Here is a 14,145-nt window from a genome sequence, read left to right on the forward strand (position 1 = left end):
ATGGCGGCGGGGAAATCCGTGTCGACGGCCGTGCTATGAATTGCTTATCATAAGCAGGGTTATTAGACCGCCGGCGCTGCATCGACACAGGGACGCCTGTCCAGGCTGCGCGTCAGCCGCCCGAGAGGCTGGCGGCGGTCGCCCGGATCTGGCCGGCGACCGCACTGACCCGCGCCGGCAGCACCCGGCCGCGGCGCTGGATCAGCCAGAGATCGTGGTGGCGGGGCTGCGGCAGCATCACGATGCGCAGCCTGTCGCGGCCGGGATAGGCCTCGACACCGCTGCGCGGCAGAAGCGTGTAGCCGATGCCTGCCGCAACCGGTGCCGGGATCTGGTTGATCTGGTTCACATGCGCCCGGACCTTGAGGCGATCGGCGCCCTTGAAGGCCTCCGGAAAGTTCAGCGCGAACAATTCGTCGGCATAGGCGAAGCCGTCGGGATGGGCGATGAAGCCACGCGCGTCCAGATCGGCGAAACTGACGGGACGGTTCTCCGTGGCCGCCGGCAGGACGAGGCACAGCTCCTCGCGGCCCAGATGCTCCGCGGCGAGGCGCGCATGCCCCGGCGGATGATCGACAATGCCGAGATCGACGGCGCCGTCGGCAACGCCCGAAAGGACCCGCTCCTGGGGCGCGGCCTCCAGCCGGATCGTCAGTTGCGGCGCCGCTGCCATGCGCGGCAGAAGCTGCGGGAAGAGCCGCATGGCGAAGCTGCCCGAACAGGCGATCGCCACCGCTCCGACATCGGCATCGTCGCGCAGGATGGCCGCGCGCAAGGCCTGTTCCTCGGCGCGCCGCGCCCGCCCCATGGCTAGGACGACCTCGCCCGCCGGGGTCAGGCTGAAACTCTTGCCGTCACGGGTGATCAGCCTCTGACCGAGCTGCTCTTCCAGCTTGCGCAGATGCTGGGACACGCCCGGCTGGGTCATGGCGAGCCGACTGGCCGTCCGGGTGAAATGGCCGGTCTCGCAAAGCGTGGTGAAGGTCTCGAGCCATTGGGCGTTCAGCATGGCTCATTGTGAAATGTTATGGAAAACCGTTCAAACGATAATTTCACGCAAGGACAGCAAAGGCCTATCTCGGGATCAGCCAATTCCAGCGAAGGATCGCACGATGCTCCCGACACCCCGCAGCTTTTCCCATATCGGCCTGTCCGTCCCCGACCTCGACGCGGCCGTGACATTCTACACGGAGGTCATGGGCTTCTACACGATCATGGCGCCGACCACGGTGACCGAGGATGACAGCGACATCGGCCAGATGTGCACCGACGTCTTCGGCCCCGGCTGGCGGTCGCTGCGCATCGCCCATCTGGCGACGGCCGACCGCATCGGCTTCGAGCTGTTCGAATTCGACGGCAACGAGGCGCCCGACGACAATCTGCCGTTCCGCCGGCACGGCATGTTCCATTTCGCCATCCAGGACCCCGATCTGGAGGGGCTTCTGGCAAAGATCGTCGCGGCGGGCGGTCGCCAGCGCATGCCGGTGCGCGAATATTTCCCCGGCGAGAAGCCCTACCGGATGGTCTATGTCGAGGACCCCTTCGGCATCGTCTTCGAGATCTACAGCCACAGCTACGAGCTGACCTATTCGGCGGGTGCCTACGCCTGATCCGGCCGATCCCCGGGCCCTACGGCACGAGCAGGCCGGCATCGTCTCCGGCGGTGCCGGCCTGTGCCGTTAGGGCGCGCCAGCCGGGCGCCTGTCCGCCTGCCGATGAACGGTGCGTCGGGATTGCATTCGACGACCGGGACCACAGCTTAGGCGCATCACGGGACGCGGGACGTCCCGACCGACATTGCCGATGCCGGCCGACGCCGTGGTTCGCCACCGTCGGCCGTTGTCGTCGGCGGTCGCGGGCGAGAGCCCCGACCGATCCACATTATCCGGAAGGACACCATGACCCAGTCGACCGAAGTCAATCGCCGCTATGTGCTGGCCGAACGCCCCAGGGGCGAGCCGAATGACGACACGCTGCGCCTGGAAACGGTCGAGCGGCCGGAAGCCGGCGCCGGGCAGATGCTCCTGCGCAACGAATACCTCTCCCTCGACCCCTATATGCGCGGCCGCATGAGCGACGCGCCGTCCTATGCCGCGCCGGTGGAGATCGGCGAGGTCATGGTGGGTGGCACCGTCGCGCAGGTCGTCACCTCGAATGTCGACGGCTTTGGCGAGGGTGACTGGGTGGTCGCCTTCGGCGGCTGGCAGGATTACGCCCTGTCCGACGGCAAGGGCGTCATCAACATGGGCAGGAATCCCGAGAACCCGTCCTGGGCGCTCGGCGTCCTCGGCATGCCGGGCCTGACGGCCTGGGCCGGCCTGACGCAGATCGGCGCCCCGAAGCCGGGTGAGACGCTGGTCGTCGCCGGTGCCAGCGGCCCGGTCGGCGCCACCGTCGGGCAGATCGGCAAGATCCTCGGCTGCCGCGTCGTCGGCATTGCCGGCGGAGCGGAGAAATGCGCCCATGTGGTGGAGACGCTCGGCTTCGACGCCTGCGTCGACTACAAGGCCGACGGCTTCGCCGACGCCCTGAAGGACGCGGCGCCCGACGGCATCGACATCTATTTCGAGAATGTCGGCGGGGCGGTCTTCGACGCGGTGCTGCCGCTGCTCAACCCCTCGGCCCGCATCCCGGTGTGCGGCCTGATCTCCCAGTACAACGCCACCTCGCTGCCCGACGGCCCGGACCGGATGAACTATCTGATGGGCCAGATCCTGCGCAAGCGCATGACCATGCGCGGCTTCATCGTCTTCGACGATTTCGGCCATCTCTACCCGCAATTCGCCGAACAGATGGGCGCCTGGGTGAAGGACGGGAAGATCCACTACCGCGAGGAGATGATCTCCGGGCTGGAACAGGCGTCGGGCGCGTTCATTGGCCTCCTGAAGGGTGAAGCGTTCGGCAAGCGCGTCATCCACCTCGCTGACTGAAACCGACACATTCGAAGGGTACCAACCATGAAAATTCTGATGGTTCTGACGTCGCATGACCAGCTCGGCGACACCGGCAAGAAGACCGGCTTCTGGCTCGAGGAATTCGCTGCACCCTATTACGTCTTCAAGGACGCGGGCGCCGACGTCGCACTGGCCTCGCCGAAGGGCGGCCAGCCGCCGCTCGATCCGATGAGCGATTCCGAAGACGCGCAGACCGACGCGACCAAGCGCTTCAAGCTCGACAAGGCGGCGCAGCAGGATCTGGCGAGCACCCAGGTTCTCTCCTCGGTCGATGCCGACGGCTTCGACGCGATCTTCTTTCCCGGCGGCCACGGCCCGCTCTGGGATCTTGCCGAGGACGCCGACAGCCTCCGGCTGATCGAGACCTTCGCGCGAAGCGATCGTCCGGTGGGCGCGGTCTGCCACGCCCCGGCCGTCTTTCGTCACACCCAGACCGCCGACGGCAAGCCGCTGGTCGCGGGCCGCACCGTGACCGGCTTCACCAACACCGAGGAAGAGGGCGTCGGCCTGACCGACGTCGTGCCGTTCCTCGTCCAGGACATGCTGACCGCCAATGGCGGCGACTACCAGAAGGGCGACGACTGGGCGTCCTTCGTGGTCACCGACGGCAAGCTGGTCACCGGCCAGAACCCGGCCTCCTCGGAAGAAGCCGCGCGCAAGCTGCTGACCTTCCTCTGAGCCTGAAGGAAGCGCCCTGCGGCGCTCCGAGACGTTGAAGCAAGGCGGAGGCAGCCCCGGTTGCCTCCGCCTTTTGCTGTCCGCTGCCTTTAAGTCGTACGCCGACCGAAAGGTCTAGGTCACGTCGCGGCGCGCAGCCTGATATCCTCGCGTTCGTCCAGTCCCGCGGCCGCAAGCCCGGCGCAATAGCGATCGAGAAGCGCCCCGTTCATGAAGCGCAGCGCATCGCGCACGGTCGCGATGCTCGTGCCGGCACGGCTGGCGGTGAAGCGGTCCAGCGCCAGGCGCGCATCCGCCTCCTGGCCGCAGGCGCCGAGAAAGGCCGCCAGATCGCGATGCGGCCAGGTCATGCCCGGCTTTTCCGCCAGCGCCCGCCGCGTCCAGCGGGCAGCCTCATCGGGCCGGTCGGAGGCGAAATGCGCCAGGCCGATGCCGATGAACGAGTTGAAGGCGAACGGGTCGAGCGGCGACAGCCGCAGCGACCGCTCGAAACAGGCGAAGGCGTCGTCCGGCTGGCCGGCATAGACGCGGGCGAAACCCCGCCGCGTCCATGCCCAGGCATGATTGACGTCGAGATCCAGCGCCCGGTCCAACAGCGCGTTCGCCCGCTCCAGATCCGCCTCGATCAGCATGGTGGCGGTGGCCACGGCGGTGAGGGCCAGGGGGTCGTCGTCGATGCGGCCCGGCGTGCGGTCCAGGAGCGCCCGTCCGCGGGTTCGCTGCTCGCCGATATCGTTCGCCCAGTTATAGGCGATGTGCTGGGCATGGGCCCAGGCGCCGATCGCCGCCGCGCGCCCGTTGTCCGGCTCCAGTGTCAGGGCCTCGTCGATCAGCCCGATGGCGAGGTCGTTCTCGTCGTGGCGATGCGCCCACAGATGCGGCAGCGCCCGCATGACGAGGTCGTAGGCGACGAGATTGTCCGGCGGCCGGCGCCGGGCGCGTTCGATCTCGGCGCGGCGGATGGTCGGATGCAGGGCGCCGGAGACCGTCTCGGCGATGTAGTCCTGGACCTGGAAGAGATCGTCGATCTCCGCGTCGATCCGTTCGCTCCAGATCTGCAGCGCGGTCTCGCCATCCACCAGATTCAGCGACACGCGCATGCGCCGGTCGGAAAAGCGCACGCTGCCCTGCAGGATGTAGCGCACGCCGAGCTCGGCCGCGATTTCCTTCGCTCCCAGGGACTTGCCCCGGTAGGTGGCGGCGGACTGGCGGGCGATGACAAGGAACTCGCGGACCCGGGCAAGGCTGGCGGTGACCTCCTCCACCATGCCGTCGATGAAATTGTCGCGTCCCGGATCGCCGCTGAGATTGTCGAAGGGCATGACCGCCACCGACGGCTGGGTGTGCGGGTCGGGGACCGCGATGCGGCGTGCCCGGCTGGCGCTGATCACCTTGGGCGTCCACACCCAGATCGGCTCGTGCCGGGCGTAGCCCTTCAGTTCGCAGGGGCCGATGCCGGTGAAATAGAGATCGGTCTTGCCCTGCAGATATTCGAACACGCCGCGGCTGATGGCCATGCCGCCGGCCGGCGAGATCTGCTGCACGCGGGTTGCCAGCACCACGCCTTCGCCGAAGCGGTCGTGCTCGGTGACGACGACGTCGCCGATAACGATGCCGATCCGCACCGGCAGCGCCGGCCTGTGCTGCTGGCGGTCGGCGAGCAGCGCTCGCTGGAAGCGCGCTGCCCACTGGACGGCGTTGACGGCGCTGCCGAATTCGATGAGCACGCCGTCGCCGCTGGTCTTGAAGATGTCGCCGCCGAACTCGCCGACGGTGGGGCGCACGAACCGCTTGTAGGCGCGTTCGACCGCGGCGAGGGCTGCGGTTTCGTCAGCCTCGACCAGACCGGAAAAGCCTTCGACATCCAGTGACAGGATGGCTGCAAGCCGGCGCAGGGGCGTCATGGTCGACGCGTTTCCTATTGGAGCGAACGGCTGGGTTTTACCAGACTTGCGGAAGGCCGGCCAATGGAAAACTCAGCCGGCTGACGGCCAGCCGAACCGGGCACGCCGGTGCCGCCCGGCCCGCGAAATCTCAGTCGCCAACCGCCACGCCCTCGCGGCGTGGATCGGCTCCGCCTTCCAGCCCGTTGGCCGTGATGACGATGCCGTGCAGGCCGGAATCGAGATCGGTCTCGTTCACCTCGAAGCCGAGATCGCGCAGCGGGGCGGCCAGCGCCGTGGCGCCGGTGCCGGCCTCCACGTCGAAGGTGCCGAAGCGATTGACCAGATGCGGCATGGCGATCGCCTGCTGCACGTCCATCTCCCAGTCGAGCATGGCGATCAGCGCCTGCGCCACATAGCCGATGATGCGGCTGCCGCCGGGCGAGCCGATGGCGATCACCGGCGCGCCGTCGCGCATGACGATGGTCGGCGCCATGGACGAGCGGGGCCGCTTGCCCGGCGCCACGGCATTGGCGATGACATGCCCCTCCGCGTCATGGGTGGCGAAGGAAAAGTCGGTCAGTTCGTTGTTCAGCAGGAAGCCGCCGGTCATCAGCCGCGATCCGAAGCCGTTCTCGATGGTCGTCGTTATGGAGACGACGTTGCCGTCCGGATCGACGATGGCGAAATGGCTGGTGGACGGCAGCTCGATGGCCGTGTCGTCGCCGAGCAGCATGGCGTGGTCCCAGGGCGGCATGCCGGGGGCGACCGCATCGTCCGCCAGCGCGCTATCGCCGGACAGGAGCGCGGACCGCCCGGAGAGATAATCGGGATCGAGCAGGCCCCGCTGCGGCATCGGCACGAAGTCGCTGTCGGCCATGTAGCGGCCGCGATCGGCGAAGGCGAGGCGCGAGGCGTCGCCGATCAGCCGCCAGGCTTCGGCGCTGTCGGGCCCGAGGGCGGCCATGTCGTGCGGCGCCAGCACGCCGAGGATCTGGCCGATGGTCAGCGCGCCGGAGGAGGGCGGCCCCATGCCGCAGACATCGACGCTGCGATAGACGACGCAGACCGGCTCGCGCTCGACGATGGCGTAGTTGGCGAGATCGGAAAGCGCGAGCACGCCGGGATTGCCCGGGGCGTTGCGCACCGTATCGACGATGCCCTGCGCCACCGGGCCGGCGTAGAAGCCGCCCGCGCCCTTCTCGGCGATCGCCGCCAGTGTGTCGGCATAGGCGGCATTCGTCAGGATGGTCCCGATCGGCAATGGCGCGCCGTCGGCGCCGAAGAAATAGCCTTTCGTGCCGGGATAGCGCGACAGCCGCTCGGCATCCTCGGCGATCAGCTCGTGGAGCCGCGGCGAGACGGCGAAGCCCTTGCGGGCGAGGTCGATCGCCGGCTGCACGATGGCAGCCCACGGAAGCCTGCCGTAGCGCTCATGGGTGTCGAACAGCAGCCGCACCGTGCCGGGCGTGCCGACCGAGCGGCCGCCGACGACGGCATCGTAGAAGGCGAGCGGCTCGCCGGCCGCGTCGAGGAAGAGTTTCGGCGTCGCCGCCGCCGGCGCGGTCTCGCGGCCATCAAAAGTGGTCAGCCGGCCCGCCTCGGCGTCGAAATAGACCAGGAAGGCGCCGCCGCCGATCCCAGAGGATTGCGGCTCGACCAGGCCGAGCACGAGCTGCGTCGTCACCATGGCGTCGATGGCGTTGCCGCCGTCGCGCAGGATGGCGAGACCGGCTTTTGCCGCCAGCGGATTGGCCGCCGCCACCATCTGCCGCTCGGCCCGCACCAGCGCCTTGTCGGACGCCTCGGTCGCGATCTCCGGCTGGACGCGATCGGCGGCCTGCTCCTGGGCGAAGGCCGATCCGGTGATGGCAAGACAGACGCCGAGCCACAGCCCGGCAAGCGGTAAACGACGCATGGCGCGATCCTCCCGATGGTGTCGAAAGCTAGCGCGCGACGGGGCGGGGTGGAAGGTGGGTGTGGGAGGTGGCGCGGGATGGGGGCGACGTCGCGTAGTGCGAGGGCGAGGTCGGAGGGGGCGACGGTATCCACACGTCGGCAGCGGTGGCGGCGATTTGGCATGGGTCCTCGGGTCAAGCCCGAGGATGACGACCTTGTTTGATGGGGGTGCCTTATCGCAAATGCCGTTGCTTGGTGTCCGACTGCGATGGCGACCGCAGCGATGCCTGGTGAAGGCAATGCCAGATGACGGCGATGCCGTTGAAGGACGGTGGCGACGTTGCCAGCAAGCCGCCATCATCCCAACGCGCGTCATCCTCGGGCTTGACCCGAGGACCCATGCCTCCGCGTTCAAATCGTGCGACTGCGAACGGAAATTTCCGCAACCACGTCGATCATCGACGCCGCTCCGGACGTTGCTCGTGCGAATAAACGTCGCTACATTAATTCATGTGGAGATCAGCTGCGACCCGGCGAAACGCGCGCGGACACTTCGCGAACGCGGCCTCGATTTCTACGACGCGGCGCAGGCTTTCGCAGGGCGAACGCTGACGCTCGCCGACGACCGGCGCGACTACGGCGAAGCCCGGTTCCAGACCTACGGTATTCTGGACGACCGGATCGTGATGATCGTCTGGACGCCGCGCGGCGAGATGCGCCACGTGATTTCGATGAGGCATTGCCATGACCGTGAAGCCCGAAGAGTCCGCAGCCGTCTGGAACGACCCCGATGATGCGCCGGAATGGTCCGATGACATGCTGGACCGTGCCGAACTCGCCGACGGCGAGCGGGTGATCCGACCCGCAGCCGGCACCGTCACGCGCGGCCGCGGCCGTCCGCCGTCCCGCGACCCCAAGACCCGGCTGACGCTCAGGCTCGATCCCGAGATCGTCCGACACTTCCGCGCGACGGGGCCCGGATGGCAATCCCGGATCAACGCCGCATTGAAAGAGGTCGTGCGCCGAGACGGCTGAGCCCGCTACAGCGCGGCGAGGCCGCCGTTTTCGCCAAGCCGCTCCAGATGGTGGTCGGCGTCGCCGAAGGCGAGGTCGATCATGGCGAGGCGCTTCATGTGGTGGCCGACCTCGTATTCCATGGTGACGCCGACGCCGCCATGGAGCTGCACGGCGCTTTCGCGGATGAACTTGGCCGACCGGCCGATCTGCACCTTGGCGGCGGAGATCGCCTCGCGCCGGGTGGCGGCGTCGGGCTCGGAGGCGTTCATCGTGGCGTAGAGCATCATCGAGCGGGCCTGCTCCAGCGCCATGTACATCTCGGCGCCGCGATGCTGCAGCACCTGGAAGCCGCCGATCGGCACGCCGAACTGCTTGCGCTCCTTCAGATAGGCGATGGTCAGCTCGTGCATGCGCTGCATCGACCCGACGGCCTCGGCACAGAGCGCGGCGATGGTCTCGTCGATCACCCGCTCGACCACCGGCAACGCGCCCGCCGGATCGCCGAGGACATTGTCGGCGGGCACAGACACGCCGTCGAAGGTCAGCTCGGCGGCCCGCATGCCGTCCTGCGTCGGGTAGCCCCGGCGCGACAGGCCCGGCGCATCGGCGGGGACGAGGAACAGGCCGAGGCCCGAGCGGTCGCCGGCGGACCCGCCGGTGCGCGCGAGGACGACGAAGCCGTCGGCGCTGTCGCCGTGCAGCACCAGCGACTTCTCGCCGGTCAGCGTGTGGCCGTCCCCGGACGCCGTCGCCGCCATGGCCGCGGCGGCCGGATCGTAGCGCATGCTCCGCTCGGCAAAGGCAAAGGCGAGGCGGGTCGAGCCGTCGGCAAGGCCCGGCACCCATGCTGCGCGCTGCGCGTCCGATCCGGCATGGCGGATCGCGCCGCCGGCCATGACCACCGAGGCGAGATAGGGCTCAACCACGAGGCCGCGACCGAAGGCCTCCATGACGATCATCGTCTCGACCGGGCCGCCGCCGAAGCCGCCATCGTCCTCGGCGAAGGGCACCGCCGTCAGGCCGAGCTCGGCGAAGGCGGACCACATGGCCGGGCTGAAGCCGGGCTCCTCGGCGCGGTAGCGCCCGCGCTGTTCGAAGCCGTAGCGGTCCTGGATCAGCCGCTCGACCGAATCGCGGATCATGGTCTGTTCGTCGGAAAGGTCGAAATCCATTGCAAGGCGTCCTGCTGCTGGCGGGGCCGGCGGCGCGATTGCGCGCCTGAGCCGGCGAATGAGGGAAGGGCGAAGGACCGACGCGGCGGGCGCCGGCGCGATCAGAGGCCGAGGATCGCCTTGGCGATGATGCTCTTCTGGATCTCGTTGGAGCCGCCGTAGATCGACACCTTGCGGTAGTTGAAATAGGCGGGCGCCAGCGAGGCGGCGTAGTCCGGTCCGATCGGCGGCTCGTTGCGGCCGTCCTCGCGCTCCGCCTCGTAGGGCAGGGCATAGGGGCCGATCGCCTCCATCAGGAGCTCGGTCGTCGCCTGCTGCAGCTCCGATCCCTTGATCTTCAGGATCGAGGAGGCGGGGTCGGGCTTGCCGTCATGGCCGCGCTTGGCCTCGGCCGAAACGACGCGCAGCTGGGTCATCTCCAGCGCCTTCAGCTCGACCTCGACGGCGGCCACCTTCTCGCGGAACCGGCGGTTCTCCCAGACCGGTATCTGGCCGGCAAACTCCAGCCGGGCGATCTCCTTCAGGCGGCGGATCCGCTCCTTCGAGCCGCCGACCCGGGCGATGCCGACGCGCTCGTGGCCGAGCAGGAACTTGGCGTAGTCCCAGCCCTTGTTCTCCTCGCCGACGAGATTCTCGACCGGTACGCGCACGTCGTCGAAGAACACCTCGTTGACCTCGTGGCCGCCGTCGATGGTCTGGATCGGCCGGACGGTGACGCCGGGCGTCGTCATGTCGATGAGCAGGAAGGAGATGCCCATCTGCTTCTTCGGCGCGTCGGGATCGGTGCGCACCAGGCAGAAGATCCAGTCGGCATGCTGGCCCAGGGTCGTCCAGGTCTTCTGGCCGTTGACGACGTAATGGTCGCCGTCGCGCACGGCGCGGGTCGTCAGGCTGGCGAGGTCGGAGCCGGCACCCGGCTCGGAGAAGCCCTGGCACCACCAGTCGTCCAGATTGGCGATGCGCGGCAGGTACTTCGCCTTCTGGGCGTCGTTGCCGAAGGTGTAGATCACCGGGGCGACCATGTTGTGGCCGAAGGGCAGCATCTGCGGCGCCGGCGCCTGCTGCATCTCGTCCTGGAAGATGTATTGCTGGATCGGCGACCAACCGGTGCCGCCATGCTCCACTGGCCAGTGGGGCACAGACCAGCCCTTGGCGTTGAGGATGCGGGTCCAGCGCACCATGCCGTCCTTCGACACGTGGCGCCCGTCGCGCAGCGCCGCCGTCACGTCGGCGGGCACGTTCTCGCGGATGAAGCTGCGGACCTCGTTGCGGAACGCGACCTCTTCGTCGGTGAAGCGAAGGTCCATCTGTGTCCATCCTTGTCGGTGAAGGGCGATGCGGGGGCAGGCGGACCCGCCGCGGGCTTCGCTTCCGGTCCCTCGTGGAGCAGAAGTGGCCCTGCGATCCGCGCCCCGGATTCCGCATCGTGGAATTCGGTTTTGCAATTGCCGCAAGGTAGAAATCGCCCTAGCCTCTGTCAACGACGACGCGGCGCTCCCGTCCGGGCAGTTTGCCGCCCCCCGCAACCCCGGCTGCCTTCTCCGCAGGGCCCGGCCCGCCAGCTAATCCAGGACCGTTTCATGACGACAATCAATCCCGCCACGACGCTGGACGTCGAGGGAGAGATCGCAGTGCTGACGCTCGACAACCCGCCGGTCAACGCGCTGTCGCACATCCTGCGCGAAGGCGTCGCGGCAGGGCTGGAGGCAGCCGCCGCGGACCCGGCGGTCCGGGCCATCGTCCTGATCTGCGCTGGCCGCACCTTCATCGCCGGGGCCGACATCAAGGAGTTCGGCAAGCCGATCGCGGCGCCCACGCTGCAGGATCTGCAGGACCAGATCGAGGCCCTCGACAAGCCGGTGATCGCGGCGCTGCACGGCACGGCGCTCGGCGGCGGGCTGGAGCTGGCGCTCGCCTGCCATTACCGGATCGCCTCGCCCTCGGCCAAGGTCGGCCTGCCCGAGATCAAGCTGGGCATCATCCCCGGCGCCGGCGGCACCCAGCGTCTGCCGCGGCTGGTCGGCCTGCCCCGCGCCCTCGACATGATCCTCACCGGCACGCCGGTCGGCGCGGCGAGCGCGGTGACCCTCGGCATCGTCGACGAGCTGGCGGCCGGCGACCTGCGCGCCGAGGCGCTGCGCTTCGCCAAGGCGATCGTCGCCGAAGGCCGGCCGTTGCGCCGGATCCGGGACGAGGCGCAGCGTCTCGACGGCGAGGATGTGGACGCCGCGCTGGCGGATGCGCGCGAGCGCCATGGCCGCAAGATGCGCGGCTTCGAAAGCTTCGAGAAGGCGATGGACGCCGTCGCCAATGCCGCGCGTCTGCCCTTCGACGAAGGGCTGGCCCGCGAGCGCGAGATCTTCGTCGAACTGCTGGGCGGCACCCAGTCCAAGGCCCAGCGCTACGTCTTCGGCGCCACCCGCGCCGTTGCCAAGATCGCCGACATTCCCGCCGACACGCCAACGCGCAAGATCGGCCGCGTCGGCATCATCGGCGCCGGCACCATGGGCGGCGGCATCGCCATGAACTTCCTGTCGGCGGGCATTCCCGTCACCATCGTCGAGCAGGCCCAGGCGGCGCTCGACCGCGGCACCGGCACCCTCGCCAAGAACTACGCCGCCTCGGTCCGGCGGGGCCGCATCCGCGCGGAGGACGCCGAAAAGGCCAACGCCCTCCTGACGCCGTCGCTGGAATTCGACGATCTCGCCGATTGCGACCTGATCATCGAGGCCGCCTTCGAGGAGATGGAGGTGAAGAAGGAGATCTTCACGCGCCTCGACGCGATCGCCAGGGACGGCGCGATCCTCGCCTCCAACACCTCCTATCTCGACATCGACGAGATCGCGTCGGTGACGAAGCGGCCGGCAGACGTGCTCGGCATGCACTTCTTCTCGCCCGCCAACATCATGAAGCTGCTGGAGGTCGTGCGCGGCGGGGAGACGGCGAAGGACGTCATCGCCACGGCGATGAAGATCGGCCGCGACATCGGCAAGACCGCGGTGCTCGTCGGCGTCTGCCATGGCTTCGTCGGCAACCGCATGCTGTCGGCCCGCCAGCGCGAGGCCAACAAGCTGATCCTGGAAGGGGCGATGCCCTGGGACGTCGACCGGGTGCTGACCGATTTCGGCCTGCCGATGGGGCCGTTCCAGATGGCCGATCTCGCCGGGCTCGATCTCGGCTGGAACCGTGAGACGTCGAGGGGCGAGACCATCCGCGAACGGCTCTGCGAGGCCGATCGCCGTGGCCAGAAGACCTCAGCCGGGTTCTATGACTATGACGAGAACCGCAAGGGCTCGCCCTCGGCCATGGTCGAGGAGATCATCCTTGAAAAGTCGCGCGAGGAGGGCTTCGAGCGCCGGGCCATCGGTGACGACGAGATCCTGGAACGGCTGGTCTATCCGATGATCAACGAGGGCGCGAAGATCCTCGAGGAGGGGATCGCCCAGCGCGCCTCGGATATCGATGTGGTCTGGATCAACGGCTATGGCTGGCCGGTCTATCGCGGCGGGCCGATGTTCACCGCCGACACGATCGGACCCGACGTGATCCTCGAAAAGATGCGCGAATTTGAGGCGCGCTTCGGCGAGGACTTCGCGCCGGCGCCGATGCTGGAGCGGATCGTGCGCGAGGGCGGCTCCTTCACCGGCGCCGCCTGAGAACGCGGCGGAGGGCCCGGCGATGCGCAGGCGGGACGCGGACGCAACGGCAGAGGGACCAGCGCCGGAGGATGATCCCGGCATGGTCACCGCGCTGGTGCGCGGCCTCGACGTCCTGCGCTCGTTCCGCCGCGACGACGGCGCGCTCGGCAATCAGGAGATCGCCCGGCGCACCGGCCTGCCCAAGGCGACCGTGTCGCGCCTCACCTACACGCTGAGCCGCCTCGGCTATCTCGTGCATCTGCCCGAATCGGCGAATTACCGGCTGGGGCCGGGCGCGCTCGCCCTCGGCTTCGCCACGCTCGGCTCGCTCGGGGTGCGCGACGTGGCGCGGCCCTTCATGCAGGCGCTGGCCGACGAGACCCAGTGCTCGGTCGCCCTGGCGACCCGCGACGGCATGGCGATGCTCTATGTCGAGGCCTGCCGGGGATCGAGCGCCATCCGGGTCGATCTCGACGTCGGCAGCCATCTGAAGCTCGCAACCTCGGCCATCGGGCGAGCCTATCTCGCCGGCCTTCCGGACCGCGATCGCGCCGATCTGATGGCGAAGCTGGCGAGCCGCGAGGGCGAGGCCTGGCCGGCGATGGAGGCGGGGATCACCGCGGCGCTCGAGGATTTCCGGGCGCTGGGCTTCGTCGTCTCGGCCGGCGACTGGAAGCGCGAGGTCAACGCCGTCGGCGTGCCGCTGGCCATCGGTACCGGCGGTCTCGCCTTTGCGCTGAATTGCGGCGGCCCGGCCTTCGCGCTGCCGGCCGAGCGGCTGCGCAGCGACGTCGGGCCGAAGCTGAAGCGCACGGCTGAAGCGGTGCGCGGCGCGCTGGGACTGTAGCCGCGCCGCGCCGCCGGCTTTCGCGATGCGCATAGGAAAATCGTCGCGCATGGGACG

The 14,145-nt window shown here is 68.7% G+C and carries 12 protein-coding genes; 7 read left to right on the forward strand and 5 right to left on the reverse strand.

The window, feature by feature from the left end; translation table 11 throughout:
- Window positions 1–112 precede the first annotated feature (112 nt).
- Window positions 113–1,009, reverse strand: a complete 897-nt coding sequence (locus tag H536_RS0106490; protein ID WP_024349696.1) for a LysR family transcriptional regulator — start codon at window positions 1,007–1,009, stop codon at window positions 113–115.
- A 103-nt stretch (window positions 1,010–1,112) separates the two neighbouring features.
- Between H536_RS0106490 and H536_RS0106495 the strand changes: the two genes are divergently transcribed.
- The 3 genes from H536_RS0106495 to H536_RS0106505 all read left to right on the forward strand — a co-directional run bounded on the left by H536_RS0106495 (window position 1,113) and on the right by H536_RS0106505 (window position 3,632).
- Complete coding sequence (locus tag H536_RS0106495; RefSeq protein WP_024349697.1) at window positions 1,113–1,610, forward strand: lactoylglutathione lyase family protein; 498 nt, start codon at window positions 1,113–1,115, stop codon at window positions 1,608–1,610.
- A 288-nt stretch (window positions 1,611–1,898) separates the two neighbouring features.
- Window positions 1,899–2,930 carry an NADP-dependent oxidoreductase gene (locus H536_RS0106500; protein WP_024349698.1) on the forward strand — a complete coding sequence of 344 codons (1,032 nt, stop codon included), beginning with the start codon at window positions 1,899–1,901 and terminating at the stop codon, window positions 2,928–2,930.
- Between the two features lie 27 nt (window positions 2,931–2,957).
- Entirely contained in the window at window positions 2,958–3,632 is a 675-nt protein-coding gene (locus H536_RS0106505; protein WP_024349699.1) for a type 1 glutamine amidotransferase domain-containing protein, read from the forward strand.
- 119 nt (window positions 3,633–3,751) lie between these two features.
- On the opposite strand, the gene H536_RS0106510 is transcribed toward H536_RS0106505, so the two are convergent.
- Window positions 3,752–5,536 carry an adenylate/guanylate cyclase domain-containing protein gene (locus H536_RS0106510; protein WP_024349700.1) on the reverse strand — a complete coding sequence of 595 codons (1,785 nt, stop codon included), beginning with the start codon at window positions 5,534–5,536 and terminating at the stop codon, window positions 3,752–3,754.
- A gap of 130 nt (window positions 5,537–5,666) precedes the next feature.
- The gene (gene ggt, locus H536_RS0106515; protein ID WP_024349701.1) at window positions 5,667–7,433 is read right to left on the reverse strand and encodes a gamma-glutamyltransferase; all 1,767 of its coding nucleotides are present in this window, start codon (window positions 7,431–7,433) and stop codon (window positions 5,667–5,669) included.
- A gap of 280 nt (window positions 7,434–7,713) precedes the next feature.
- Between ggt and H536_RS25435 the strand changes: the two genes are divergently transcribed.
- Both H536_RS25435 and H536_RS0106525 read left to right on the forward strand, forming a co-directional pair.
- Complete coding sequence (locus H536_RS25435; RefSeq protein ID WP_169513618.1) at window positions 7,714–8,208, forward strand: BrnT family toxin; 495 nt, start codon at window positions 7,714–7,716, stop codon at window positions 8,206–8,208.
- A complete protein-coding gene (locus tag H536_RS0106525) occupies window positions 8,159–8,449 on the forward strand; it encodes a BrnA antitoxin family protein (RefSeq protein WP_024349703.1) in 291 nt (96 codons plus the stop codon). Before H536_RS25435 ends, H536_RS0106525 begins: the two co-directional genes overlap by 50 nt.
- A 5-nt stretch (window positions 8,450–8,454) precedes the next feature.
- On the opposite strand, the gene H536_RS0106530 is transcribed toward H536_RS0106525, so the two are convergent.
- Window positions 8,455–9,603: an acyl-CoA dehydrogenase family protein gene (locus tag H536_RS0106530; protein ID WP_024349704.1), complete on the reverse strand. Its 1,149-nt coding sequence runs from the start codon at window positions 9,601–9,603 to the stop codon at window positions 8,455–8,457.
- 101 nt (window positions 9,604–9,704) lie between these two features.
- Window positions 9,705–10,910 carry a pimeloyl-CoA dehydrogenase large subunit gene (gene pimC / locus H536_RS0106535; protein WP_024349705.1) on the reverse strand — a complete coding sequence of 402 codons (1,206 nt, stop codon included), beginning with the start codon at window positions 10,908–10,910 and terminating at the stop codon, window positions 9,705–9,707.
- A gap of 273 nt (window positions 10,911–11,183) precedes the next feature.
- Here pimC and H536_RS0106540 point away from each other — a divergent pair, with 273 nt between their 5' ends.
- Window positions 11,184–13,259 (forward strand): 3-hydroxyacyl-CoA dehydrogenase NAD-binding domain-containing protein, encoded by a 2,076-nt coding sequence (locus tag H536_RS0106540; RefSeq protein ID WP_024349706.1) that lies wholly within the window; start codon window positions 11,184–11,186, stop codon window positions 13,257–13,259.
- An 82-nt stretch (window positions 13,260–13,341) separates the two neighbouring features.
- Window positions 13,342–14,088 carry an IclR family transcriptional regulator gene (locus tag H536_RS0106545; protein WP_244495371.1) on the forward strand — a complete coding sequence of 249 codons (747 nt, stop codon included), beginning with the start codon at window positions 13,342–13,344 and terminating at the stop codon, window positions 14,086–14,088.
- Window positions 14,089–14,145: the final 57 nt, after the last annotated feature.

Source organism: Aurantimonas coralicida DSM 14790, assembly GCF_000421645.1.
GTDB lineage: Bacteria > Pseudomonadota > Alphaproteobacteria > Rhizobiales > Rhizobiaceae > Aurantimonas > Aurantimonas coralicida.